This is a genomic window from Leptothrix sp. (in: b-proteobacteria) (genome assembly GCF_965250675.1).
In the GTDB taxonomy this organism is placed as follows: Bacteria; Pseudomonadota; Gammaproteobacteria; order Burkholderiales; family Burkholderiaceae_C; genus Sphaerotilus.
The window spans coordinates 276,242-297,630 of record NZ_CBDFPH010000011.1; the positions used below are offsets into that span (position 1 = coordinate 276,242).

27 protein-coding genes are annotated in these 21,389 nt (G+C 68.4%); all 27 read right to left on the bottom strand.

From position 1 onward, the window contains the following. Position 1 precedes the first annotated feature (1 nt). The 27 genes from AC5IG3_RS15755 to AC5IG3_RS15885 all read right to left on the bottom strand — a co-directional run bounded on the left by AC5IG3_RS15755 (position 2) and on the right by AC5IG3_RS15885 (position 21,389). Complete coding sequence (locus tag AC5IG3_RS15755) at positions 2-571, bottom strand: hypothetical protein (protein ID WP_491907239.1); 570 nt, start codon at positions 569-571, stop codon at positions 2-4. After that, positions 568-1,191 carry a hypothetical protein gene (locus AC5IG3_RS15760; RefSeq protein WP_491907240.1) on the bottom strand — a complete coding sequence of 208 codons (624 nt, stop codon included), beginning with the start codon at positions 1,189-1,191 and terminating at the stop codon, positions 568-570. Before AC5IG3_RS15760 ends, AC5IG3_RS15755 begins: the two co-directional genes overlap by 4 nt. Further along, the gene (locus AC5IG3_RS15765) at positions 1,188-4,148 is read right to left on the bottom strand and encodes a phage tail tape measure protein (RefSeq protein WP_491907241.1); all 2,961 of its coding nucleotides are present in this window, start codon (positions 4,146-4,148) and stop codon (positions 1,188-1,190) included. The genes AC5IG3_RS15760 and AC5IG3_RS15765 overlap by 4 nt, the downstream gene beginning before the upstream one ends. A gap of 30 nt (positions 4,149-4,178) precedes the next feature. Continuing rightward, on the bottom strand, positions 4,179-4,454 hold the full coding sequence (locus AC5IG3_RS15770; RefSeq protein ID WP_491907242.1) for a hypothetical protein: 276 nt from the start codon (positions 4,452-4,454) through the stop codon (positions 4,179-4,181). 41 nt (positions 4,455-4,495) lie between these two features. Next, positions 4,496-4,912: a DUF6631 family protein gene (locus AC5IG3_RS15775; protein WP_491907243.1), complete on the bottom strand. Its 417-nt coding sequence runs from the start codon at positions 4,910-4,912 to the stop codon at positions 4,496-4,498. An 11-nt stretch (positions 4,913-4,923) separates the two neighbouring features. Further along, positions 4,924-5,928 (bottom strand): phage tail tube protein, encoded by a 1,005-nt coding sequence (locus AC5IG3_RS15780; RefSeq protein WP_491907244.1) that lies wholly within the window; start codon positions 5,926-5,928, stop codon positions 4,924-4,926. Further along, entirely contained in the window at positions 5,901-6,122 is a 222-nt protein-coding gene (locus tag AC5IG3_RS15785; RefSeq protein WP_491907245.1) for a hypothetical protein, read from the bottom strand. Before AC5IG3_RS15785 ends, AC5IG3_RS15780 begins: the two co-directional genes overlap by 28 nt. A 249-nt stretch (positions 6,123-6,371) precedes the next feature. After that, a complete protein-coding gene (locus AC5IG3_RS15790) occupies positions 6,372-6,632 on the bottom strand; it encodes a hypothetical protein (protein ID WP_491907246.1) in 261 nt (86 codons plus the stop codon). Continuing rightward, on the bottom strand, positions 6,629-7,063 hold the full coding sequence (locus tag AC5IG3_RS15795; protein ID WP_491907247.1) for a gp436 family protein: 435 nt from the start codon (positions 7,061-7,063) through the stop codon (positions 6,629-6,631). Before AC5IG3_RS15795 ends, AC5IG3_RS15790 begins: the two co-directional genes overlap by 4 nt. 12 nt (positions 7,064-7,075) lie before the next feature. Further along, the gene (locus AC5IG3_RS15800) at positions 7,076-7,255 is read right to left on the bottom strand and encodes a hypothetical protein (RefSeq protein ID WP_491907248.1); all 180 of its coding nucleotides are present in this window, start codon (positions 7,253-7,255) and stop codon (positions 7,076-7,078) included. A 10-nt stretch (positions 7,256-7,265) separates the two neighbouring features. Next, on the bottom strand, positions 7,266-8,198 hold the full coding sequence (locus tag AC5IG3_RS15805) for a major capsid protein (protein WP_491907249.1): 933 nt from the start codon (positions 8,196-8,198) through the stop codon (positions 7,266-7,268). Between the two features lie 53 nt (positions 8,199-8,251). Then, positions 8,252-8,626 (bottom strand): DUF2190 domain-containing protein, encoded by a 375-nt coding sequence (locus AC5IG3_RS15810; RefSeq protein WP_491907250.1) that lies wholly within the window; start codon positions 8,624-8,626, stop codon positions 8,252-8,254. A 40-nt stretch (positions 8,627-8,666) separates the two neighbouring features. Beyond that, a complete protein-coding gene (locus AC5IG3_RS15815) occupies positions 8,667-9,746 on the bottom strand; it encodes a phage protease (protein WP_491907251.1) in 1,080 nt (359 codons plus the stop codon). Between the two features lie 75 nt (positions 9,747-9,821). Then, positions 9,822-10,400 (bottom strand): phage virion morphogenesis protein, encoded by a 579-nt coding sequence (locus AC5IG3_RS15820; RefSeq protein ID WP_491907252.1) that lies wholly within the window; start codon positions 10,398-10,400, stop codon positions 9,822-9,824. 132 nt (positions 10,401-10,532) lie between these two features. Next, positions 10,533-11,744, bottom strand: coding sequence for a phage head morphogenesis protein (locus AC5IG3_RS15825; protein WP_491907253.1), 1,212 nt, complete (start codon positions 11,742-11,744; stop codon positions 10,533-10,535). A 3-nt stretch (positions 11,745-11,747) separates the two neighbouring features. Beyond that, entirely contained in the window at positions 11,748-12,041 is a 294-nt protein-coding gene (locus AC5IG3_RS15830; protein ID WP_491907254.1) for a hypothetical protein, read from the bottom strand. Between the two features lie 2 nt (positions 12,042-12,043). Beyond that, positions 12,044-13,738 (bottom strand): DUF935 domain-containing protein, encoded by a 1,695-nt coding sequence (locus tag AC5IG3_RS15835; RefSeq protein ID WP_491907255.1) that lies wholly within the window; start codon positions 13,736-13,738, stop codon positions 12,044-12,046. A gap of 132 nt (positions 13,739-13,870) precedes the next feature. After that, a complete protein-coding gene (locus AC5IG3_RS15840; protein ID WP_491907256.1) occupies positions 13,871-15,490 on the bottom strand; it encodes a terminase large subunit domain-containing protein in 1,620 nt (539 codons plus the stop codon). Then, a complete protein-coding gene (locus AC5IG3_RS15845) occupies positions 15,487-16,059 on the bottom strand; it encodes a DUF3486 family protein (RefSeq protein ID WP_491907257.1) in 573 nt (190 codons plus the stop codon). The genes AC5IG3_RS15840 and AC5IG3_RS15845 overlap by 4 nt, the downstream gene beginning before the upstream one ends. Positions 16,060-16,062: 3 nt before the next feature. Further along, positions 16,063-16,362 (bottom strand): VpaChn25_0724 family phage protein, encoded by a 300-nt coding sequence (locus tag AC5IG3_RS15850; RefSeq protein WP_491907258.1) that lies wholly within the window; start codon positions 16,360-16,362, stop codon positions 16,063-16,065. Then, positions 16,359-16,706, bottom strand: a complete 348-nt coding sequence (locus AC5IG3_RS15855) for a DUF2730 family protein (protein ID WP_491907259.1) — start codon at positions 16,704-16,706, stop codon at positions 16,359-16,361. Before AC5IG3_RS15855 ends, AC5IG3_RS15850 begins: the two co-directional genes overlap by 4 nt. Positions 16,707-16,717: 11 nt before the next feature. Next, positions 16,718-16,978, bottom strand: coding sequence for a hypothetical protein (locus AC5IG3_RS15860; RefSeq protein ID WP_491907260.1), 261 nt, complete (start codon positions 16,976-16,978; stop codon positions 16,718-16,720). Between the two features lie 71 nt (positions 16,979-17,049). Next, positions 17,050-17,673 (bottom strand): phage fiber-tail adaptor protein, encoded by a 624-nt coding sequence (locus tag AC5IG3_RS15865; protein ID WP_491907261.1) that lies wholly within the window; start codon positions 17,671-17,673, stop codon positions 17,050-17,052. A gap of 18 nt (positions 17,674-17,691) precedes the next feature. Next, entirely contained in the window at positions 17,692-18,801 is a 1,110-nt protein-coding gene (locus AC5IG3_RS15870; RefSeq protein WP_491907262.1) for a hypothetical protein, read from the bottom strand. Positions 18,802-18,813: 12 nt separating this feature from the next. Next, complete coding sequence (locus tag AC5IG3_RS15875) at positions 18,814-19,284, bottom strand: phage tail fiber protein (protein WP_491907263.1); 471 nt, start codon at positions 19,282-19,284, stop codon at positions 18,814-18,816. Between the two features lie 30 nt (positions 19,285-19,314). Next, positions 19,315-19,716: a hypothetical protein gene (locus tag AC5IG3_RS15880; protein WP_491907165.1), complete on the bottom strand. Its 402-nt coding sequence runs from the start codon at positions 19,714-19,716 to the stop codon at positions 19,315-19,317. Beyond that, on the bottom strand, positions 19,713-21,389 hold the full coding sequence (locus AC5IG3_RS15885; RefSeq protein ID WP_491907264.1) for a phage head spike fiber domain-containing protein: 1,677 nt from the start codon (positions 21,387-21,389) through the stop codon (positions 19,713-19,715). Before AC5IG3_RS15885 ends, AC5IG3_RS15880 begins: the two co-directional genes overlap by 4 nt.

Consider the following 21,389-nt stretch of genomic DNA (forward strand, 5'->3'; position numbering starts at 1 on the left):
GTCAGGCCTTGAAAAACGCTTTGCCGGGCCAGACGATCTGCGCCTCGGCCAGGGATGCCACGAACTCGCAGCACTTGTCGCCGGGGTACAGCGCCTGCTGGGCGGCGTCGGTGTAGCGCAGGGGGCGGGCGCGGTCCCAGAGGGCGCGCATGTGCTCGGCCGTCAGGGTCACAACGGCGCCATCGGGCCGGTCCTCAACCGTGAGCATGTCCATCGTGCCGGACCAGACGTTGGCGTCGACCTGCAGCGCGCCACTGCTGTCGACCACGGCGAGACGCACGGTGATCGGGCGACCCTGCGGGTTTTCGGACAGTGCCAGGCTGATGCTGCTGGACAGCACGCCGCCAATCGTCAGGCTCAGGCCCTGAGCGGTCGACTCGGTTTCGTCCATGGGCTGCAAGCTCATCAGCCCGAGCGCCGGGCTGTAGGTGTTGCCGCCGTAGACGACCGTGTAGTCGAGGCCGCACAGGTAAGTCGTGCCCGAAGCGAAGCCGATTTCGATCAGCGGAAAAATGTTGACGTGCGAGGCGGCGATTGCCGTGGTAAATCCGGTGGACAGGGCGCGCGTCACGAGAACACCTCCATGAGCGTGACCGACCAAGGCGGGCAGATGTTTGAGCCTCCGCGCGGAATGTCTAGTTTCGGCTCCGGCTGGATGAACAGCGCAGACGGTTTGTCGAGCGTGACCGCGGCGCCGGCCGCGACCGCGCCGCGCAGACTTGGCCGGGTCTCGATGGTCATGACGCCGCTGCCGTTGGCCGCGGCATCGACCACCGCCTGCAGCAGCTGCGCGCCGTTGGCCGTAGGCACGGACAGCCAGTCACCGGCCAGCAGTGTGGTGCTGGCGCCGCAGCCGTTGAGCGTCAGCCCCATGGCGAACTGCGCGGCGGCCGAGGCTGTCACGCCGGTCAGCGCACAGGTGCCGCGCCGCTGCGGCCGGCTCAGGTCGTAGATGCTGGCGCGGTGCTCCATGCCACTCAGGCGAGTGAAGAACGCCTCGACCTGCGCTCGCTCGGCATAGCTCTGCTGCGGGAAGTTGACCGTCAGCCCCCAGCGCGCGCCGGGCAGGCTGGTGGTCTGGATGGCACCGTTGAGGCTGCTGGATGCGGCGCGCCCGTTGTGGCTCTGGCCCCAGCTCATCGACGCGGCCCGGAAGGCCGTGCCGCTGGTGGGCCACGAATAGGTGGTCATGCGAAAGCTCCCCGGCGGCGGCCATCGGCGAAGGCAGCCAGTGCTTCGGCTTTGGCCTGGCGCATGGCGGCTTGCACGTCTTGCGCGGTGGCGCCGCCTTGCACGGTGATGTTCTGGGTGATGGATGCGCCGCCTGCGCGGCCCGGCACGGCGTCTGCGGCCAGCATGCGCGGGCCGCTGCTGCCCACCAGTCCGCCGCTGGCAAACGCCGGCACGCGGTCGGCGTGGTTGAGGCGGTCGAGCAGGCCGGCGCCCAGCTTCTTGACGGCAGCAGCGCGGATCACGTACTCGCCGTTGGACAACATGGCGGGGATGTCGTCACTGGTGCCGGTGCCGGGGCCATTGATGAGGCCGCCGTTGGCGCGGCCAGCGCCCAGCACGCCGCTCGCGCCGAAGTTGCTGGCGCCGCCCATCACGTCGCCACCCATCGCGCCGCCGGGGCCGCTGACCTGGACGCCGCCGAAGTAGGCCGCGCCCAGCTTGATCAGCCCGCCGATCACGTCCCCCTCGCCGGCTGCGCTGGCCTGCCCGAGCAGCTTCTGATACTGGACCCGTGCGAACTCGCTGATGATGGTGTCCACCAGCCCTTTGACCTGCAGCTTGCCGGTCTTGGCGAAGTTGATGAAGGCGTCCTCGCCCGACTGCACGATGCTGCTGCCCAGTCGGTCCGCGCTGTCGCGCATGACCTTGGTGGTGTCCTGCCAGCCTTCGGTGAGCCGCTGCCAGGCGGGCTTGAGCTGGTCGGCCAGCTGCTCATTGCGGATGCGGATGAACTCGGTAACCTGCGCCTCGGCGTTCTTGCGGGCCTCACCATTCAGGGCGCTGAGTTCCAGGCGCTTTTCAAGGGCTTCGACCTCGATGGCGAGTTGCGCGCGGGCCTGCGCTTCGGCGTCTTTGATGAGCGTGAGGCCCATCGTCCGGTTGTCCTGAATCTGCTGGTTGACGGCCGCACCGCGCGCCAGGTCGACGGCGCTGGTGTCTTCGGAAAACAGGTTGCCGCCCTTGATGCTGGGCTCTACATCCAGTTCTGAGCGTGACAGGATCGCCCGCTTGCCGGCCAGCGCGGTGCGCTGTGCTTCGATCTGCAGCAGTGCGGCCTGTTGGGCGAGCGTCTCGTCGCGGGTGCCGGGCTTGGCCTTCGACTGGATCGCGGCGAGCCGGCCCAGATGGGCCTCTTCGGCGTCGAGCCGGGCGGTATCGATCTGCTTCTTGGCGGCGAACGCCTCCAGGTCACTGATCATGCCGCGCTGCTGCGCCTGGTCGACCACGGCCTGCTGCTGGTCGTAGATGCTGGTCAGTTGCGCCAGGCGCTGCGCGGCGCCTGCCCGGCCGACACTGGCGAGCGCGCCCTGGTGCGCGGCGCTCTGGTCTTCGATGGCGCGCTGGTTGTCGGCGTCGGTCTTGGCCTTCTCGGCGGCGGCGGCTTGTTCGTCTTTTTGCTGCTGCTGCAGCGCCGCAAGGCGTGCGGCGGTGTTGGCGCGCTCTTTCGTGAAGCGGTTGTCTTTGCCGCCCAGGCCGCGCGCGGTGATCTCGGCATCCATCTTTGCCAGCGCACCAGTCAGCGCAGCCACGCTCTCTTCGGTGGTGTTGTCACGCCCAATGCCCTTGAGCATGTCCCAGAAGTCGCCCGCTGCGCGGGTCGTCGCCTTGTAGGCGCCCTCCAGGTAGCCGAGCTGCACCGTCTGGCGCGTGGCCATGCTGTCGGCCAGTGCATCGCTGGCGAGCTTGACGGCATCGGCGGTCTTGCCCTGCGCTTCCAATGCGCGGATTTGCGCGTAGGTGGCTGGCGTCAGGAAGTTGTACGCCTGGTTAGTCTTGGCGGCCCAGGCGGCGACGCCGCCGGACATGCTGCTGAAACCCTTGACGATCTCATCAGCCGATTGCCCTGACACGCGCGCCACCTGCGCCACGGCTCGGGCAGTGCTGTCGAGCGCCGGGCCGCTCAGGTTGCCTTGCGCGACCAGTGCGGCGGTGATGTCGCGGGCGCTGCCGATGGTCACGCCGGTGGATGCGGCCACGCTGCGCGACAGGGCATCGATCTGACCGAGCGTCACGCCCGCCGCGCCGCCCGTCAGCGTCAAGCTGTTGCGCAGCGCAGCGGACTCGGACTGGCCCGCCAGGAAGCCAGCAACGAGCGCGACCACGGCGGCTGTGACCAGGGTGATCGGGTTGGTGAGCGCCGGGCCGATCACAGAGCCGAGTGCGCGCAGCGTCGGGCCGATGCCGCCGAAGCTGTCCTTGATCTGCCCACCCTGCTGAATCAGCACCGTGAGCGGGCTTTGGCCGCCCTGCAGTGAGGTCACGATGTCGGTGAACTGCGCCGGCAGCTGACTCATGGCCGCCTTGGTCTGGCCCGCGCTGATCTGGCCAGCCCTGCCGATTTGCCCGATGGCCTGCTCTGCCTGCCTTGCGCCGGCCTGCGCGCTGGCTGTTGCCGGCCCCACCGTGTGCATCGTGGCCGTCAGGCGCGCCACGGCGGCCTGCTGCGCCTCATACGCCTGCGCCAGTTCAGCCGCACTGAGCTTGCCGGAGGCGGCCAGCGTGGCGTAGGCCTGGCGCAGCTTGGCGATTTCTGCCTCGGTGTCGGCGAATGGCCGGAGGTTGAGCGCCTCACGCGCGCCGGCCACGCCCAAATCGGCCCGCTGGGCTTGGGCCTGAGCGCGGGCCGCCTGCAGCGGCTCGATACGGGCATCCCGCAGCGCCTCGACCTTGGCGAGTTGCTCAGCGGTCAGCTTGCCGCTGTTGCGCAAGCGTTCGAACGCGGCGTTGCTGCGGTCGATGCGGGCCGTCAGCGCGTCAATCGACTTGTCGGCTGCGGCCATGCCGCCCGCAATGGACTTGCCCGCGTCGGAGATGCCGCCGAACGTCTTCTGCGCATCAGTCAGCACGCGGCCGAGCTGTGCGCTCATGGCGGCTGCGCCTTCAAGAGCGATCTTGATCGATACGGGCTGGGTCATGGCCGGGGTGTCTCAGGGTTCAAGCAGGTCTCAAGGGGTGCGGCCCGGCTCCGCCTGCGCCCACCAGGCCGCAGCCGCCTCAGGAGAAATGCCGAACGCATCCAGTGAGGCTTGCCGGTGTTGAGTGCTGTCGCGCAGGCGCTGAGTGCCGTCGACGTCGAGCAGCTCGGCGCGGATGTCGCGGTAGTCGTCCAATTCAGCATGTGCCGCAGCGCGCTGCGCATCCATGCGGTCCACCAGCTGGCGTGCCTGCAGCCGCCGATGCGCCCGGACGTAGCCCAGCGCCTGGGCCTCGGTGTAGTCCATGACGTCGGCATGGCGGTGGCCGGCGCTGACCAGGAAGGCGGCTAGGCCGAACCAGCCAGCGTCGTCATCAGGGCGGTCAGTGCCTGGGTCTGCTGCGTCACGGCTGGCATCAGCCGCCGGACGAAAAAATCCGCGTTCACCTCCACGACGGCGCCGGCCAGGCGCACGAAGGTGTCTGCGTCCAGCGCGCCCACCCAGTCCAGCGGGCGCTCGACGGCCACGGCCACGGCTTGCGCCAGGTCGTTGCCATGCTCGGTCACCAGTGGCAGCAGATCGAGCTTGCCACCCACCACCTGCACCGCAGGCAGCACGGCGGACACCGCCCGCGCAAACGGCTGGATCTGGCGCACCTTGAGCGGGCGGATCTCCAGCGTGCTGCCGTCTTGCAGGTAGAACAGGTGCGGCGCGGCAGTGAGCGCGGCCAGGGTAGGGTCTGGGGTGAAGGCGTTGTTGCTCATGGCGCGGCCCCTCAGATGCAGACCAGCCGCAGCTCGTCGTTGCCGGCGCTGGTGGGCAGCAGGTCGAAATCGACCTTGGTCAGCAGCACATTGCCCTGCGGCGCGTGCTCGACGTTGGTGATGATGCCGTTGGGGGCGTAGACCGTGACGCGCTCGCCAGCGGTGACGCCGTGCGTCAGGCCGAGCGCCATCGCTGTGCCGGCCTTCATGGCGCTGAACATGGCCACGTCGTTGGCGGCAGTCAGGTCGAGCGTGACGCTGGCCTTCGGCGCGCGACCATAGACGCCGATGCTCTCCTGGCTGACCAGCACCAGGTCTTGCACGTCGTTGCCCAGGTCGAAACTGAAGTCGCTGAAGTTGTAGGCCGTGCCGCCCGAGACCACGCCGGCCGACTGCGTGACCGCGCCGATGCGGATGGCCGATGTGGTTTCAGGGCCAACCGCCACCGAGCGCTTCCACGCGGTCAGCGTGGGCGTGGGCAACGTGGCGGCGGCTGGGTCGCTGACCAGTGCGGTGAAGCTGAAATCCAGCGTGGGCGCAGCACCAGGCTTCAGCGCCGCCTTGACGCTGCCGCCGCCGTAGAGCAGCTTGATGACCAGGCCGTCCACATAGGCCCACAGCGTGAGGGACTTGAGGCCGGTGCTGGCAGGCAGGTACGTGACCGAGGCGCCTGCGGCCACCGTCTCGCTCATGGCGCAGGCCAGCAGCAGATCGCCCCAGGCGGGCGCAGTGCCGAGTGCGCCGCTGCCAGCCAGGTCGACACTCACATCCACCTTGCCGCGCCGGGTGTAGGGCAGCTTGTCGGGCGCGCCGTAGTAGCCGCGCAGCACGTCGCGCTCGGCAAACAGCTGGGTGACCGCTGATCTTGAGGTTGGTGGCGAACAGCAGCACCGCGTCGGTGGTGTTGGTCGGTGCGGCGTCGGTGCCGGCGGTGGGTTTCGATCTTGGCGAGCAAGACGACGTTGCGGAAACTGCGTCCAGGCATGGCTTACTCCGGGGTGGGTTCGGTGGCCCACGCCAGGCCGGCGGCCCGGGCGGTGGACTCATCAGCCGGGCTCAGGCCGCCGTCGGCGTCACGCCGCCAGGAGCCGCCGCAGGGCGGGTCGAGCTCGAGCGGCGCGCCGGTCGGGCCGAGCTGCGGGGGGATGCGGATGGGCACTGCGGCGACGTCGACGTCGGCGGCCGAGGCTGTGGTCTTGCGGGTAGCCATGGCGGCATCCTTTGCAGGGGTGTGAAAGTAGGTTGCAGTACAGGCCAGCGTGTGGCCTCAGCTCTGGAGTCCGTTGCCTGCCGTGCTGTGGGTCAGGCGCAAGGTGCGCTGCGCAATGGCAAACGGCGGTGTGGCCGTCAATGACGGCCCCAGTTCAGCTTGGGCGCCAGGTCGACGGCGATCACGCCCAGACCGGGCGGCCAGAAGGCGAGCAGCGGCTCGGCCGTAGCCAGCAGCAGTGCGTCCAGGTCATCGTCGGGTGTGTCGCCTGCGGCCGCGCGCGGCCAGATGGCTGATCTGCAGCGTGGTCTCCCAGGTGGTGGGGGCGCCCGGGCCGGCGTAGTCATGGCGGCCCTGGGTGGCCAGCAGCTGCACATCCACCCGCCGGATGTAATCCCCCAGCGCCTGGCGCCGCGCGCCGCTGGTGACTTTGACGCCCGCCAGTGCCGGCACCTGCTGCAGCGCAGTGACCAGGGCGGCACTCAGGCTGGTGAAGGCCGTGGTGCTCATTCCCAGTCCCCCGACGCCGCTGAGGATTCCCGCGCCCAGACCTTGCTGCCGCCGTCGAACAGCACCGGCCCGGCACCTGCCGCAGCGGGAGCGGCAGCAGGTGCCACCAGCACCACACGGCCCTCGGCCACCTTGACCAGGTAGGTCGTGGCGTCCTCATAGTCCTGGCGTGCCCCTGCGTCGGCCAGGCTGCCCAGCAGCCGGTACCAGGCGATGCTGCAGGCATGCACCTTCAGCACCGCCGGCCAGGCGGCCATGGGCAGGGCATAGCGGCCGACCAGGTAGCCGTCGATCTCGGCGTCAGCATCCGCCAGCTTGGCCATCAGCACGCTGGCGCGGATGGCGCCGGTGGCGGGCGCCTCGATGTCGGTCAGCTCCCGCAGGCGCTCGCTGCCGAAGCGGTCGATCAGGTCCTGGGCGGTGGCGTACATGGCGGGCCTCGGTCAGGCTTGGGCTTCGCCGATGACGCCCAGCGCCATCAACGGGCTGGCGACGTCGACGTCGAGCACCACGGTTTTGCCGGGGGAGTACTCGACACCGTCGTGATGCAAGACGCTCAGCACCGGGTAGGTGGCAGAGGTATCGGCGCCCTCGGTGGGCACAGCAGGTTTCTTGGTTGCCATGTCGCGCCCCTTACGCCACTGCGTTCTGGACGAAATAGCCCAGCGCCGGTGCCGTGATGATTTCCTTGCAGCGCTCACCCACGCGGATGGTTTCGCCGCCGTTGTAGCCGCGCTTCTGGTCGACCATGTTTCCGCTGGTGCGGCCGCCGAACTGAGCCGTCATGCCGAAGGTCACACCGGCTTGCGGGCCGGCAGCGCGGTCGCGGTAGACGAAGCTGGCGTGCTTGCCCCAGACCCGGCTGGTGGCCATTGCCTGGCCCTTCTTGGCGGTGTTGACGAAGCCCGCACCCACGAACACGTCGTTCAGCTCGAAGAATTCCGCGAACTCCTGCCGGCTCACCATGCCCGCACCCTGAGACGTGCCCTTGATGGCCTGCACGATCTTGGGGTGGCGGCGCAGCTTGGTCCAGGTCTGCTGGCCGAAGGTGGCGATGTTGGGGCGGTAGATGGGCACGTCCAACAGGTCGCTGATGGCGGCCACCGGATCGCTGTTGACGCTGTCGCTCCACTGGCTGGTGCCCGAGAGCGTCACGCTCTGGCCTGCGGCATAGCTGGCCGGGTTGAACACCAGGTTGGCCACGCGGATCTCGCGCGCCAGCGCCAGCAAATTCGTCAGGTACATGGTGGCCGAGCCACGCGGGTCGACGCCCTGGTTGTCGGCCTCCAGGTCCTCGTTCGGGATGAAGTCGTCCAGCGCGTAGTCCACGCACTTATCGATGATCTCGGACGCGGTGAACTCCACTTCGGTCGGGTAGCTCTTGCGGCCCACCTTCAGGTCCGGCACGGTGTAGCCCTGCGCCAGGTCGTAGCTCAGCCACTTGAACTCCTGCGCGGTGGGCGTCAGCGGCAGCACCTCGCCGCCGATCAGCGTGGCGTCGGGGTTGGCATAGGCCAGGCTGACGGCGGTCAGCACGGGGTTGACGGGAAACGGACGGCTTGCCATGGGGGCTTCTCCAGTGAATCAGGTAGGGGTCAGGGGTGGGTCAGCGCGGCTGATCAGCCTTGGATCTGGCCGGGCGCCAGCAGCACTTCGATCACGTCGCCGGCCACGCCGCTCTGGCGCGCAAAGCCACAGATGCGCTGGTTCACGCCGGCGGGCGGGGCGGCCTTCACGGCACGCGCCGTGGCATTGCTGGTGATCGGGTCGCCCGCTGCCACGGTGCCGCCCAGCGCCACCTCGGCCAGGCCGCACAGCACCACGTCGCAGCCTTCGCCGCTGGTGGGGGCCACGCCCTCGACCACGCCGATCAGGGCATCGGTGGCGGCTGCAGCGGGCAGGATGGCGTCATCGTTGGCGCCCGGTTTGACCAGGCTGTAGGCCGCAATGGCGGCGCCTGCGGTGTAGCGCTTGGTCAGGGTCTGGTAGCTCATGAAAGGCTCCGTGTGGTTGAAGGTTTTGTGGGCGGCGGCTTCAGCCGCGAAGGCCCACCAGGTGCGCCACGGCCTGCGCGCTGCTCACGGTGACGCCTGCAGCCAGCTGCTCGGTTTGATAGGCGCGCGCCTTGGCCGCCAGGGCCTGGGCGTCATCGGTCGGCATGTCGTCGCCAGCAGGCGCACGGCCGCCGGTCTGGGACTGCAGCGCGGCCACCACCGGCGCGGCGGCCACATAGGCCTTGAGGCCGGCCAGGTCCTTGCGGCCGTAGTCGGTCGCCCACTGGCGCTGCACCGGCAGCAACTTGCCGGCCGACAGGGCGGCGGTCAGCACTTCAGCCACCTCGCGCTCAGCAGCCGCTGCCGTCAGCGTGGCCAGCTCGCCCTGCAGCGCGGCGATGGTGGTGGCCGTGGTGGCGTGGCTGGCAGAGAGCGCGGCCAGCTCGGTGGCGCCCGCGTGGGCCTCGGTCTTGAGCCGGTCGACGGCTGAGAGCGCCTCGGCTTCGGTCGTGCCAGCGGGCAGGCCCAGGCGGGCCATCAATTGGGCGAGTAGATCCACGGAGGGCTCCTTCGGTTGAGATTCGGTGAACGCGCTGAGCTGCGCCGCCAGGGCCTGGCCCAGCGGATCCATGCCCAGCAGCGCAGGGAAGTTGGTGATGGCGGCCATCAGCACGCCGGTGACGCGGCCATCCGTCGGCGAGAACTGGATGACCGGACTGACGTAGCGGTACTCGCTGGCCTCGATACGGGCCTGCGCGGCCTCGGTCCACTGCACCTGGGTGGCAAACAGGCCCCGGGCGCTACGCCACTCGAACTGCGTAGCCCAGCCTGCCGCCGGCGCGGGCTGGCCGTTGACAGCGGCGTTCAGGGTCTGATGGTCGTAGTCGATGACGAAGGCCGTGCGCGCGGCCAGCGCCGTGAGGTCGGCCGCCAGGCGGGTGCCGGTGGCATCGTCGATCTGCCAGGTCTTGCCCGGGCCGGGCCGGCCGTCGCGGGCAGCGAACTTGCCGACAGGCAGCAGCTGCACCTCGGAGGTGGCGGTGGTGGCGCTCAAGCTGAGCGTGGCACTCAGCAGCGCCAGGCCGGTGGCGATAGGTTGGGAGGTCTTGCGGGGGTGCATGCCGCCATGGTCGGCGGCAGCCCTCAAAACGAACAGGGGAAGCAGTTCAGGCTTTTTGCAGCACTCCCGTGCGGCTCACGCCAGCCGGTCGATGTAGCGCTGCACCACGTCCATCACATCGGCGCGATCCTCGGCGCCCAGCGTTCCGGCGTTTGGGTCGGCGGTCAGCAGGCCGCGCCGGGGCATGCCGCCTTTGCCACGCTGGGTGCCGAACTCATGCAGCGCCGCCACGTTCCATTTGCCGTTGTCGGTCAGGCGCAGCATGCCCACTTCCACCGCATTGCCCAGCACGTTGACCTTCAGGCTGTCGCGCAGGCGGCCGGTCTGCTGCAGGTGGCTGGCGACGTTGCTGGGCGCGCGGCCGGCCGCAGCCACGGCCTTGAAGTCGCCGCGCGTGAGCTTGGCGCCGATGCCATCGGCTTTGGCCCGGCCGGCCTTGACCTTGTAGAACTCCAGCGTCGCCGCGCTCAGCGGTGCCCACTTCCGGCCGTTGGGGTCCACCCCCAAATCGAACCGCCGTTGGATGTTGGCCTCCAGCGTGGCGCCGATCTCGCTCAGCAGCGGCTGCGGGTTGGTCAGGCCTTGGGCGAGCTTGTTGAGCTTGGCCTGCAGCTCGGCTTCGCCGGTGAGTTCGATGGTGATGCGGGGTGGCATGGGCTTAGACTCTAGTGCGGGCGCGACACGGTGAAATTCTCCCGGCCGTAGCACGGTGGCTTGCCACCGGAGCGTCATGTGGGGTTTCGGCCATTGGCCGGCGGGAGGCCCCACCGCCCGCATCCCTGGCCTTCATACCGCCCGGCGCCGCAGCCGGCGCAACTCACTGTCCAGCCTGGCCTGGTCTGACGGCAGGCGGCGGAAGCTGCTGATGAACAAGCCCAGCCCCGAGCGCGTGGCCTTCACTGCGACCACCCAACCGTCCTGCTCCAGCAGGTAGACCAGGCTGAACTCACCGTCCTGGATCTTCTCGCCCTCATCGATCGCACGCTGCACGTTCAGGTAGTCGGCGGGCTGAATCTCCGGATGATGGTCAAGCTGCTTGATGGCGGTGTCAGCCGACAGGTTGACCACGGTGGTCTGCGCCCGGATGAGCGCGGCATCTTCAGCCGGCAACACCGCCACCGGCAGCATTTGCCCTGCGAGGGGCTTGCGCACGAATTCAGTGAACACGGACTGGGCCAGTGACTGCTGCAGCACCGCCTTGGCCACTGGCGCTGGCGTCGCAACCAGTGCCGTGTTGACCCGTTCGGTCAGCGCACCGCCTTGCACCCGCCCCGGGTTGTACCCAAACCCCGGATCAATCCCCCGGGGCACCGGCAGCACCTGCCCGGTGTGCGGGTTGACGTAGTCCACCGTCTGCGCTGGCGGTGCGCTGCGCTTGACCGGCTCGCCCGCGGCGACGTACTTCTGCACATCCCTTTCACTCACTGCAAACGCCGTGCAGCGGCAACGCCAGCCGTTGGGCGGGAAGTGGGTCTTCCAGAACGGGGCGTCCACCGGCAGCACCAGGCCGTGCCAGGGCTTGTGGCTCTGGCGCACGCGCTCATCGTGCCGGGTGCGGTACATGACGAAGGGGTGCGAAGCCTTGTTGCGCTCAATGCGTGCCCAGCGCCCGGCCGCATGGCTCTGGCGCAGGTTCACGTCATAGATCAGCCGCAGCCGGGCGTCGTTGAACGTGGTGGTGCGCTGCTCGCCGGTCTTGGGGTCGGTGACGTCGACGTCGCCCCAGAAGCCGGCCTTGACCAGCTGCGGGCGGATGCGCTGGGCAAAGTCCGCCAGGCTGCGGCCCTCGCGCAAGCTCAGGTCGATCTCGTCCTGGAAGGCCTTGAGCACGTCCAGCTGCAGCACGCCGGCCACGGTGAAAGCGCGGGCGTGCTCTTCCTGCCAGACGTCTTGCCAGCGGAAGCTGGGCTGCAGCAGGCCCCGGCGCACAAAGGCGGCGATGGCGTCCTGCGGCTCGATGGCGCCCAGGCGCAGGCCTTCGGGGATTGGCGTGGGCATGGTTCAGAACGCGGTCGGCTGCGCCACGGCGCGAGCCAGCGCCATCAGGCCCTGCTGCACGTCGGTGGTGCCCACGCGCAGCCAGTGCTCGGGATCGGCAGCGGTCAGGCGGGCGAGTTCGGCGGCGTCATGGACCTCGGTGTTGACCTCGTTCATGCAGCGGTAGCGCTGCGCCTCGATGTGCAGGCGCACCCGCGCCGTCAGGTTGCACAGGTGCATGCCAGCGGCCTTGATGTCGTTGATGAGGTCCACCTCGGCGGCATTCAGCGGACGATGGCCGGTGATTCGGTCGGTCATGTTCAGACTCCTTCGGTGCCACTCAAATCCAGATCAGCCTCGCCCGCCAGGCGGGCGGCAAAGGCGGCGCGGCTCAGGCCTTCGGCCAAAGGCGCGGTGCTCATCTGGCCCACCAGGCTGGCGAGCCGGTCGCGGAACTCGGCGAGGCTCAGGCCGCTGGCCACGGCGTCGTCGAGCTTGGCCAGCAGCGGCGTCACCAGGGGGTCGAGCAGCGGTTGCCAGTCGGCGGCGGCTTCGGCCACCAGGGCGTCGATGGCGTCGGGTGGCGTGGGGACGATGGCGGCCAGGGAACTGGTGGGACGCCCGTCATTCCCGCGAAGGCGGGAATCCAGCGGCTCGGTGGCGGCTTGTGCGCCTGGATCCCCGCCTTCGCGGGGATGACGGAGGGTGTCGCGGGGATGACGGGAAACCGGACCGGCAGCAGGTGCCGGCGCCCCCGTCAGCACGTCCTCGCCGTCCTCAGCCTCCTCGATCCGCAGCCGGCGGTGCATGTCCTTCACGCCAATGCGCATGCCGGCGCCGGCCAGCTTGGGCAGCGCGTCGGCATAGAGCTTCAGGTCTTCCGGCTCCGGCACGTCGAGCGTGAAGCGCGGCAGCCGACGCGGGTCGGCACCAGCCAGGTTGAACAGCACCATCGGCGCGATCAGTTGGGTGGTCAGCGTGGCGGCCACCCGCTTGGCGTCGCTCTTGAGGATGTCGAGGCGCACCTCGTTGTGCACGTTGCCCAGCGCCTGGCTGCCGCTTTTGCCCTCGCTGCTGGTCAGGGTCTGGCCCAGGATGATCTTGCTCTGCAGGGCGTCCATGCCGTCCCACATGGTCTTGAAGGGCGCCTCGTTGCCTTGCGCGGCGTTCTGGAAATCGATGGCCATGCTCTGGGGGATCACGCCGCCGGCGTTGTGGCCAATGCTCACCACCGCCTGCAGCAGCTTGCGCTTCTCGTCGTCGCTGGCGCCGGCCGGGTACTTGCCCAGGCGCATGGGCAGGCCGTAGATCTCCAGGAACTCGGCCAGGTCGCGCACCGCGTAGTGCTTGAACAGGAAGGGCCACGCCAGCACCCGCGCCAGGCTGCCGCGCGCCAGGTAGCCGTTGCGGCTCTTGTGCACGTGCAGCAGCCAGCCGTAGGGCTGCAGCGGCGTGCCGAAGGCGTTGCCGCCATCGCGCAGGCGCAGGCTGTTGCGGTCCTCGCCCAGGCACAGCCAGCGTTGCGGGCGCGGCGCGAACTTCGGCTGCAGCGTGCCCTGGTCGGGCTGCCACCACATCTCGACGGGCTTGTAGCCCTTGAGCACCGCGTCCATCAGCTCCAGCAGGATGTCTTCCTCGAACGCGGGGATGCTCCTGATCCAGTCGCGCACCTGGTCGGCCATGGCCTGTTCGGCGGGCGTGGCGTTGTCGGGCGGCTCCACGTCCCATTGCAGCGTGGTCACGGCCGTCTTGCGCTTGGACAGCTCGGCGTAGATCTGGCCGTCGCGCTCTTCCATGTCATCGGCCAGTTCCAGCTGCGCGATCAGGTTGCCGCTCTCGGCCTGCTGCAGGATGCCGTTGAGCCGCGCCGGCGTCAGCGCCCGGCCCGGGTGCGCATCGAACTCGCGCCGCAGCATGCCGGTGCGTGCGTTCAGGTCGGCCTGCTCGGTCTGCGGTTCGCGGATGGCGCTCAGGTCGATGGGTTGACCGTGCTGGTCCAGGATCTGTTTGGCCATGTTGCAGCCCTCGAAACGTTGTTTGAAGAAATCAGGCCCGCCAAGCCCCTGAAGACCCTGAAGCACACACGGATAGCCCCCAAGCCCTGTTCAGGCCCGCAAGGGCGCTTTGGATAGTTTTGGACAGGGGGTCTAGAAGTAGGCGGCGAAGGCATCGGCACCGCTGTCCCCGTCACCGTCCCACTCCTCCACCCGGTCGGGCAGCGGGATGAAGTCCACCTCGCCCGCCTCGCGGGTGAAGGCGTAGTGCGCCAGGAACAGCGCCACCGCAAAGTCACCGTGCCGGCGCAGCTTGGCGCCGCCCTCGGCCGCAGCGGCTTTGGCTGCGGCGCTCTGCGTGTCGGCCTTGGGCAGCTTGGGCACGCCTTGGACCAGGCGCAGCGCGCGCAGGTCGTCACGCAGCGCATCGTCGCGGGGGATGTCGACCAGCGTGGCGTCCTGCAGCCCGGCTTTCAGCTTGGGCATGTGCGCCAGGTAGAAGCCGTCGTTGAGCTTGACCTGCTCCACCATCTGCGTGCCGTAGCGCTGCGCCGCAGCTTCGGCCAGTGCGGCGCCGTTGCCGGTGGCGTCCATCGCGCCGCCACGGAAGCGGGGCGTCATGTCGATGATGAAGAACAGGATCTGCTGCTGGCTGCTGAACGGGCAGTTGGCCAGCTCGACCACCAAGCGCACGCGCTCGATCAGCTCGGCGTCCTGCGACAGCACAGTGATCACCGACTGGTCGCGGTTGCGGGCGAAGTCGTTGCCGAAAGCGTGGCGCTGCTCGGGGTTCAGACGCGCCAGGTGCGGTCCCAGGTGCTCCTGGCACCAGCCGGCGATGGCAAAGCGCCGCACGTCCTCGGGCAGGTAGGCAAAGCCGTCATCCCACTTGCCACGCACCAGCACCGGGCCGGCGGGGTGAGCGGGCGACCAGGCCGGCACCATGCGCTGGCTGATCAGCGCCAGGCTCAGGTAGGCGCCGCCGGACTGGCTGGGCACCACGTCCAGTTCCTCGGCCGCGTCGTCGCCGTACATGGCGCGTGCGGTGGCCACCCAGGTGGCCTGGGCGGTTTCACTCCAGGCAATGCCCTTGCGAAGGCAGACGCGCTGGTAAAGGCCCTGCGCCACCGCCTCATCGAAGGTGATGCGGTGCACCGTGGCGGCGGTGGACGGGCCGCGCTTGCCGGCGCGCACTTCTTCGATCAGCGCGTTGAACGGGTTCTCCACGCCGTCGTGCGTCGACCAGATGCGCACCTTGCTGCCCCACAGCAGCATGGCCATGGCCGCTTTGATGAGCCCGCCCAGCTCGGGCGCGAAAGCGGCCTCATCGATGCCGATGGTGCCCTGCTTGCCGCGCAGGTTGGTCGGCCGGCTGCTGAGCGCCACGATGCGCCGGCCGCTGCCCGGAAAGCTCACCTCGTAGGTCTTGATGAAGCGCCGGCCCTTTTCCGGGTCGACGCCGTCTTCATAGATGCCCTCGCCGATGGCGCTGGCCGCGTAGCTGAAGCCCTTGGCCCACATGGCCACCGCTTCGATGAACTCGCGCGCCATGTCCTGCGTGGCGCTGATGTAGAAGTAGTTCTCGCCGCCCTCGCTCGCAGCGATCAGCACGGCGTCCGCCGCCTCGGCCCAGGTGGCGCCCACCCGGCGGCTCTTCTCCCAGACCTTGAGCTGCGCGTCATCGGCGATCCAGGCCTGCTGGTAGGGCAGCAGCACCGGCGGTGGCGCGTCGTCGACCGCTTCAGGCGTCAGCAGGTCCAGCGCCTCATTCATGCCGCCGCCCGCTTCGTGATGCCCAGGATCTGCGAGCGGATCTCGTCCACCTGCGCCTTCTGCAGCCCACCGGTCTTGGCGATCTTGGCGACGGCATCGGCGGCCTGCTTGGCGGCGGTTTCCACGTCGCGCTTCCACTTGCGCTGGCTGACGCTGGCCACCGACAGGCGGGTGGCGGCCTTGGCGGCTTCGCCCATGATGGCCAGGCGCTCCATCGGGTCGTCTTCGCTCTCGGCTTCGCGGGCCTTCATCAGGCAGTTGAACATGTCGGTGCTGATCAGCGCCATCAGCGCCTCGCCCCGGTTGTCGCCATCGTCGCGCGCAGTCTCTGCAATGATCTTGGCCGCCTCGGTGCTGGCCTTGATGGCTTCCTGAGCCCGCTTGATGCGCTGGCTCTCCAGGCCCACCGCGCTCTTGCCCACGCTCACGTCACAGCCGGACTCGCGCAGCAGGGCCTGCAGCTCCTCGGTCACGCCGACGATGTCGCCAAAGGCGCGCTCCACCAGCGTCTTGTGCAGCCAGGCGCGCACGTCCTCGGGCAACTGGGCGATCTTGCTGACGGGCGGCATGACTCAGGCGCCCGGCTGGGGTTGCGCCACGCCGGGGCACTTGGCGCGGCCGGTGGCTACGTCCAGGCCCCGGGTGGTCAGCGTGGCCACTGTGACGCCCGCGCCGGTGTCGAGCGTCAGCAGGCCCTGCTCGGCCAGCCAGGCCAGGTCGGTCTCGATGCGTTCGGCGCTGACCACATGGCCCACCGCGTCGCAGAAGCGGCGCAGCAGCAGCGCGGGGCCGCGGTACTGCACCGCAGCTTCCAGGCCGCGCAGCAGCACCAGGCGGCGGTCGGCGTCTTGGTAGGTGGCGAAGTTGTTCATAGCCGGCTGTCCTTGGCTTGCAGCAGATAGGCCTCAATGCGGTTGAGCTGCACGCGGGTGATCTGCATCGATTCCTTGATGGCGCTGGTGTCCACCGCCAGCGACTGCACGGTGCCTTCGAGCTTGGCCAGGTCAGCGCTGGTGGGCATGTGGCGCACCTGCTCTTCCAGCGTCACCACGCGGTTGACCAGCTCGTTGTGGTCCCGGTTGAGGCGCTCGCCCAGCTGGGCCACGGCTGCGCTGGCGGCTTCGCCGGGGCGGCGAAGCCACGAGAACAGGCCGAGAGCGCCCATGAACAGCCACTGCAGCCAATCGCTCAGGGTCTTGGGGTCGAGATCCAGCACAGCGCACCCCTTCAGCGGCCCAGCCGCAGCTGCAGCGGCTGGGCCGTGACCAGGCGCAGCAAGGCGTTGCCCACGGCCAGCACGCCGCACAGCACTTCATAGGTGTGGTCGCCGAGTACGGGCTGCAGGACACCGAGCGCCGGCTCGGCTCCGGCCAGCAAGGCCAGCACGGCGTTGAACCAGAGCGACTTGCTCGCCAGCAGCGACTTCGGGGCCAGCGAGGCCGGCGGCGCCTCTTGATCAGGGGATGAGGTGTGCGTGGGATGCGTCATGGCGCCATGGTCGGCGCCGGCCCCCAAAACAGACAGGGGAAGCAGTTCAGGCTTTTTGCAGCATGCGCCCGTCAGGCATACGTGCGCACCGTCACCGACACCTGCACCGCGCCGCGCGTGCTGGTCAGCACCGCCTTGAAGTCGTAGTCGGTATAGGGCTGGCCCGCCGTGACCGTGCCACCCGAGAGCGTCACCTCCAGGAATGTGCCGCGCAGCAGGGCCGAGGCACCCACCGTCAGACCTGGCGCGGTGACGCTGGTGACGCCGGTCAACAGCTCGAACTTGCGCAGCAGCGCCGAGCAGTCGATCACATAGGCCCGCGCATCGCCCACGCGGCGCTCGATGCGCGCGGTGTTGATGGTGGCCAGCGTGGCCGCCACGTCGGCCAGGTTGGAGGTGTCCACGTTAACCTCCTGCACCAGCACGTGGAACTCGTCCTCCAGGCGCATCGTGCTGCCGCCGATCACGATGTCGGTCAGCACCGTCCAGCGGTAGACGGTTTCATCCGTGCCGCCGCTGAGCTGCAGCTGCACAACCTTGCCGCTCACCAGCGTGCGCTCGAGCGTCATGCCGCTGGGTACCTCGACCGTGGGCGTCACGCTGCTGGCGGTGCGGGTGCCGATGGCGTCGCTGTAGTCGAGGTCGAGCAGGAGGATTTCGCGCGGCTGTTTGAGTGTGGAACCAATGATGGCCATGGGGGTGGTGTCTCAGAGTCAGGTGCGCGCAGGGCTGCGGAACGTGGGGTATCGGGCCGGCACGGCAAAGGTCCGGGCGCGCAGCGGCGGCTTGAACACCAGCAGTGCCGGGTAGTAGTCGATCAGGTTGATGGCGGCAGTGGCGGCGGCCTGGCTCACGAGGGCCGCACTCAGGGCGATCTGCGTGCTCAGGCTGCCCGAAGCCGTGGCGCTGGCCTGCGCCGCCGCGCTCAACGCAATCTGCGTCGTCAGGCTGCTTGAGAGCGTGGCCTGACTCACGGCCGCCGCCGCAAACCCGGCCGGCACCAGTGTGGCCGTGACCGTGCTGACGGCCTGCGCCGCAGCGCTCAGGCGAATGGCCGTGGTGAGGTTGCCGGTGGCCGTTGACGACGCCACCGCTGCAGCGGCCAGCGCAATGCTGGTCGTGAGCGTGGCCGAGACGCTGGCCTGGCTGAGCGCCGCCGCCGAGAACGGCGGGCTGGCCGTCAGGTAGGGGTTGGCCGTGCCGGCCGTGAGGCTGCCGGTGGCGGTCCAGGGTCGGGCGTTGCCGCTGGTGTCGTTGAGGCCGGTGGTCGTGTCGGCCAGGGTTGCGGCTGACCACAGGCCCGCCGTCTTGACCGGGCTGTAGCTGGCCTGCTCGGCTGCGATCTCAGCAGCGGTCAGCGCGGCCGACCACACCCGCACCAGGTTGACGCTGGCGGCGGAATTGTCGACCGAGCCATCGGCGCCCGCGCCCAGCGTCTGGATGAGTGCAGGCACTGCGCCTGCGGCCAGCGCCTGCGTGACCGTGGTGGCGGTGGTGCTGTTGTTGCGCGTGACGCGGGTGGTGGTGGTCGTGCCTGACTGGCTGACCGCGACGTACAGCCAGTCTCCCGTGGCCACCGCGCCGAGGCTGGCGAACGCGCTGCCGTTGAAGGCATAGAGCACGCCGTCGCTTTGGTAGCCCACCCACGACACGGTGTTGCCAGTCGAGGAATTGAGATAAGCCAGCGTGTTGTAGCTGCCCACCACCGCACCCACGCGGAACCAGCCGGCATAGGTCAGGCTGCCGAGCGTCAGCCCGGTCGCGGCCCGGCCGATGGCGCCAGCGCCGGTGGTGGCGCTGCGCGTGAGGGTGGTCGAGGCCATCGGCGCAGGCGCTTAGTTGTCGATCTGGAACGTGAACGTGCCGGCGGCAAAGCTCGGCGCCGGGTCGGCGTTGTTGACCGTCTTGTTGGCAGCCAGGGCGGCATAGAGCAGCAGGTTGCCGCCCGTGGCCGCGTCGAACAGGCCCAGTCCCACGACCGAGCCCCACGCCGCTGTGGGCACCGGGAAGGTGATGACGGTGTTGTTGCTGGTGGTGCCCGTATTGCCGGCGCTGGCGACCGTCGACGCCGCAGCCTGCGTGCCGGCCCAGTTCGCCAAGGTGCAGGGCTCAATCACGCGGGCATAGCTGCCGCCCGCCACCTCAGTGCCGGCCGTGCTGTCGGTGGGCAGAGCCGTGAACAGGCCGACGTAGAGGTTGGTCGGGCCGGTACCGGCCGCAGCTGTTGAGCCGGTGATGCCCAGCGCTTGCCCACGGAACAGGAAGTCGATGAGCTTGTTTTCGAGAAAGTCGGTCATGGCGGCCATGGGGGGCTCCAGTGAGTTGAGAGAGTGGGGTTACAGCCAAACCCGCGCCGGCTGCTGCGGCGCCGTGGCCATGCCATCAGCCCCGACCACAAACCACCGCGCCAGATCCCCCAGCCCGGCCTGCACTGCCGGGTCGTCCGACGCCTGCGCCAGATCCATCAAGCTCGCGTCGATGCGCAGGTTGGCGTGCCAATAGGGCTGGCCATCGGGGCTGCAGATCGGCGCAGTGACGGGCGACTCGATGCCCCCCACATCCAGCATCTCGCCGGTCGGGCGGTAGATCGGGCCGACCACATCCCACGCGCCAGAGTGCGGCGGCGCGACGGTGTGGGCATCGGTGTCGGGCACGGGCTGCAGCACGCCCAGCGCGCCGGCCAAGGCATAGAGCGCGGGCACGTCGGACTCGACGCAGCGGACGAAGTAGTCGTTCATTTGGTAAGGGCCTGCAAAGTGGCTGCAGGGAGCGCGGCGGGGTAGTAGCGGACGCGGCGGATGTGGATTGGCTGATGAGCAGATGGTGAATAGGTCCAACGCCCGAGGTGGAGCGTCCCATCATTCACAGAGTTGGTCGGTATAGTGAACTGCACCGGAGTTGACCCGGAGATTGAGTTTGTAGCCACACCAGTCGTCATGTTGAAAGCCGTTGCCGAAGAGCCGTCAGCACCCGTAACCGAAGGCCCAAGGAATCCTCCAGCCCACTGCGCTCTTGAGTTGCTGTTACTAAGCAGAGCCAAAGACGAAAGCGACGAGCCAAGCGAGTACGGTGAGTTAAACCCGATTGGAGTACTCACGTAGGTGTGGCTCTCACAGATAGTCCCTGCCGTATTCCATCCACCAATTCCAGATACTGCCTTGCTGCACACCTCGGCCGCCCGCGTCGCACTCGCTCCAGCAGTCGGGATGTAGCTTGTGGCGACGGGGCCGGCCTCAAACTGATTTCCAGAAACTCGCACGCGAAAATCAACTGCAGTACCAGCCGCTACGCTTGGAACAAATGCAATTCGCAACTTTGCTGTAGTCGCATTGGCGGGTGCAGCACCTGTAGCAACGAGCTTTGTTACGAAATCAACAGCGCCACCAGACCCAGCACTGGATTGGGATATGAAGGCAGAGCTGGCGTCGTACCAAAGAATTGCGATATTTGCAGAGGATACAGCCGCCGTTCCAGAAACACGTTGGACGTTCGCCCGGTAGGTGTAAGTTGCACCTGACGAAACGCCAATAGCTACGGAATCGAGCAAAAAATGGTTGATGTTTGCCGTTGTGCCAGCCAGCCGATAGCTTGATCCATCGTAGCCAAGCGGGTCGGTATCGGATAGCTCTTCGGTAGGCTCGGCGCCGTTGCCGAATGCTTGCGCTCTCCCCCACTGAGTACTCAAGATGCTGCCCTTGCTGTTCGGGACGAGATTCGTCGCCGCAGGCTCCATCAGCAGCCCCCGACACGCGAGCGTCGCCGGGTCATATTCGATGCGCGGGCCGTAGTAGGCCGAGCCGGTGGTGGGGTAGTAGGGCTGGAGGGGGCCCGCGTTGACCTGAAGTCCGTACATCTCGATGACTTGCCCGCTGACGGCAGACCGGTCAATGCGAACTTGACCTGCCCCGCCCTGAGTTAGCCCGGTAGAAGTCACCGAGAGGCGCTGCCATGTCGACGTGACAGTGACGCCCGAGCCGGTATCTAGGTGGGTGCAAAGAGTCAAAACTCGGCTTCCAGACGAAACTCGAAACCATCCAGAAACCGTGACGGTCGAGTTGGGGATCGTGTAAGCCTGCTGCAGCCCTGCGCCACCCAGCGCACCGACCGTCCATTGCTGGGCACCCATCCCGCCGAATGGGTCAGCCACCGAGGTGACGGTGCCGCCGTTTGACTTGTTCCAGACCGCATTCGAGATGTCGCCGCTGTAGAGCAGCAAGTTATGCGGCGCCCACCCCACCAGCCCATCCTTGCCGATCATCGTGGCGTTGCTGGCGCGCGAGAACGTCAGGCCGGGGGGCATGGTGCCGCTGGAGAAGTTGAGGTCGAGGGTGGGCCGTAACCGCCCGCTCTCGGCATTGATCGCGCTGCGCACAGCAGCATTGATCGGCGTGGAAATCAGAGAGCGCAGCAT

Bases quoted from the DNA above. Each gene is read 5' to 3' on its own strand.
- AC5IG3_RS15760 (WP_491907240.1), bottom strand. From the start codon at position 1,191: ATGACCACCTATTCGTGGCCCACCAGCGGCACGGCCTTCCGGGCCGCG.
- AC5IG3_RS15765 (WP_491907241.1), bottom strand. From the start codon at position 4,148: ATGACCCAGCCCGTATCGATCAAGATCGCTCTTGAAGGCGCAGCCGCC.
- AC5IG3_RS15770 (WP_491907242.1), bottom strand. From the start codon at position 4,454: ATGGACTACACCGAGGCCCAGGCGCTGGGCTACGTCCGGGCGCATCGG.
- AC5IG3_RS15775 (WP_491907243.1), bottom strand. From the start codon at position 4,912: ATGAGCAACAACGCCTTCACCCCAGACCCTACCCTGGCCGCGCTCACT.
- AC5IG3_RS15785 (WP_491907245.1), bottom strand. From the start codon at position 6,122: ATGGCTACCCGCAAGACCACAGCCTCGGCCGCCGACGTCGACGTCGCC.
- AC5IG3_RS15790 (WP_491907246.1), bottom strand. From the start codon at position 6,632: ATGAGCACCACGGCCTTCACCAGCCTGAGTGCCGCCCTGGTCACTGCG.
- AC5IG3_RS15795 (WP_491907247.1), bottom strand. From the start codon at position 7,063: ATGTACGCCACCGCCCAGGACCTGATCGACCGCTTCGGCAGCGAGCGC.
- AC5IG3_RS15800 (WP_491907248.1), bottom strand. From the start codon at position 7,255: ATGGCAACCAAGAAACCTGCTGTGCCCACCGAGGGCGCCGATACCTCT.
- AC5IG3_RS15805 (WP_491907249.1), bottom strand. From the start codon at position 8,198: ATGGCAAGCCGTCCGTTTCCCGTCAACCCCGTGCTGACCGCCGTCAGC.
- AC5IG3_RS15810 (WP_491907250.1), bottom strand. From the start codon at position 8,626: ATGAGCTACCAGACCCTGACCAAGCGCTACACCGCAGGCGCCGCCATT.
- AC5IG3_RS15815 (WP_491907251.1), bottom strand. From the start codon at position 9,746: ATGCACCCCCGCAAGACCTCCCAACCTATCGCCACCGGCCTGGCGCTG.
- AC5IG3_RS15820 (WP_491907252.1), bottom strand. From the start codon at position 10,400: ATGCCACCCCGCATCACCATCGAACTCACCGGCGAAGCCGAGCTGCAG.
- AC5IG3_RS15825 (WP_491907253.1), bottom strand. From the start codon at position 11,744: ATGCCCACGCCAATCCCCGAAGGCCTGCGCCTGGGCGCCATCGAGCCG.
- AC5IG3_RS15830 (WP_491907254.1), bottom strand. From the start codon at position 12,041: ATGACCGACCGAATCACCGGCCATCGTCCGCTGAATGCCGCCGAGGTG.
- AC5IG3_RS15835 (WP_491907255.1), bottom strand. From the start codon at position 13,738: ATGGCCAAACAGATCCTGGACCAGCACGGTCAACCCATCGACCTGAGC.
- AC5IG3_RS15840 (WP_491907256.1), bottom strand. From the start codon at position 15,490: ATGAATGAGGCGCTGGACCTGCTGACGCCTGAAGCGGTCGACGACGCG.
- AC5IG3_RS15845 (WP_491907257.1), bottom strand. From the start codon at position 16,059: ATGCCGCCCGTCAGCAAGATCGCCCAGTTGCCCGAGGACGTGCGCGCC.
- AC5IG3_RS15850 (WP_491907258.1), bottom strand. From the start codon at position 16,362: ATGAACAACTTCGCCACCTACCAAGACGCCGACCGCCGCCTGGTGCTG.
- AC5IG3_RS15860 (WP_491907260.1), bottom strand. From the start codon at position 16,978: ATGACGCATCCCACGCACACCTCATCCCCTGATCAAGAGGCGCCGCCG.
- AC5IG3_RS15865 (WP_491907261.1), bottom strand. From the start codon at position 17,673: ATGGCCATCATTGGTTCCACACTCAAACAGCCGCGCGAAATCCTCCTG.
- AC5IG3_RS15870 (WP_491907262.1), bottom strand. From the start codon at position 18,801: ATGGCCTCGACCACCCTCACGCGCAGCGCCACCACCGGCGCTGGCGCC.
- AC5IG3_RS15875 (WP_491907263.1), bottom strand. From the start codon at position 19,284: ATGGCCGCCATGACCGACTTTCTCGAAAACAAGCTCATCGACTTCCTG.
- AC5IG3_RS15880 (WP_491907165.1), bottom strand. From the start codon at position 19,716: ATGAACGACTACTTCGTCCGCTGCGTCGAGTCCGACGTGCCCGCGCTC.
- AC5IG3_RS15885 (WP_491907264.1), bottom strand. From the start codon at position 21,389: ATGCTGCGCTCTCTGATTTCCACGCCGATCAATGCTGCTGTGCGCAGC.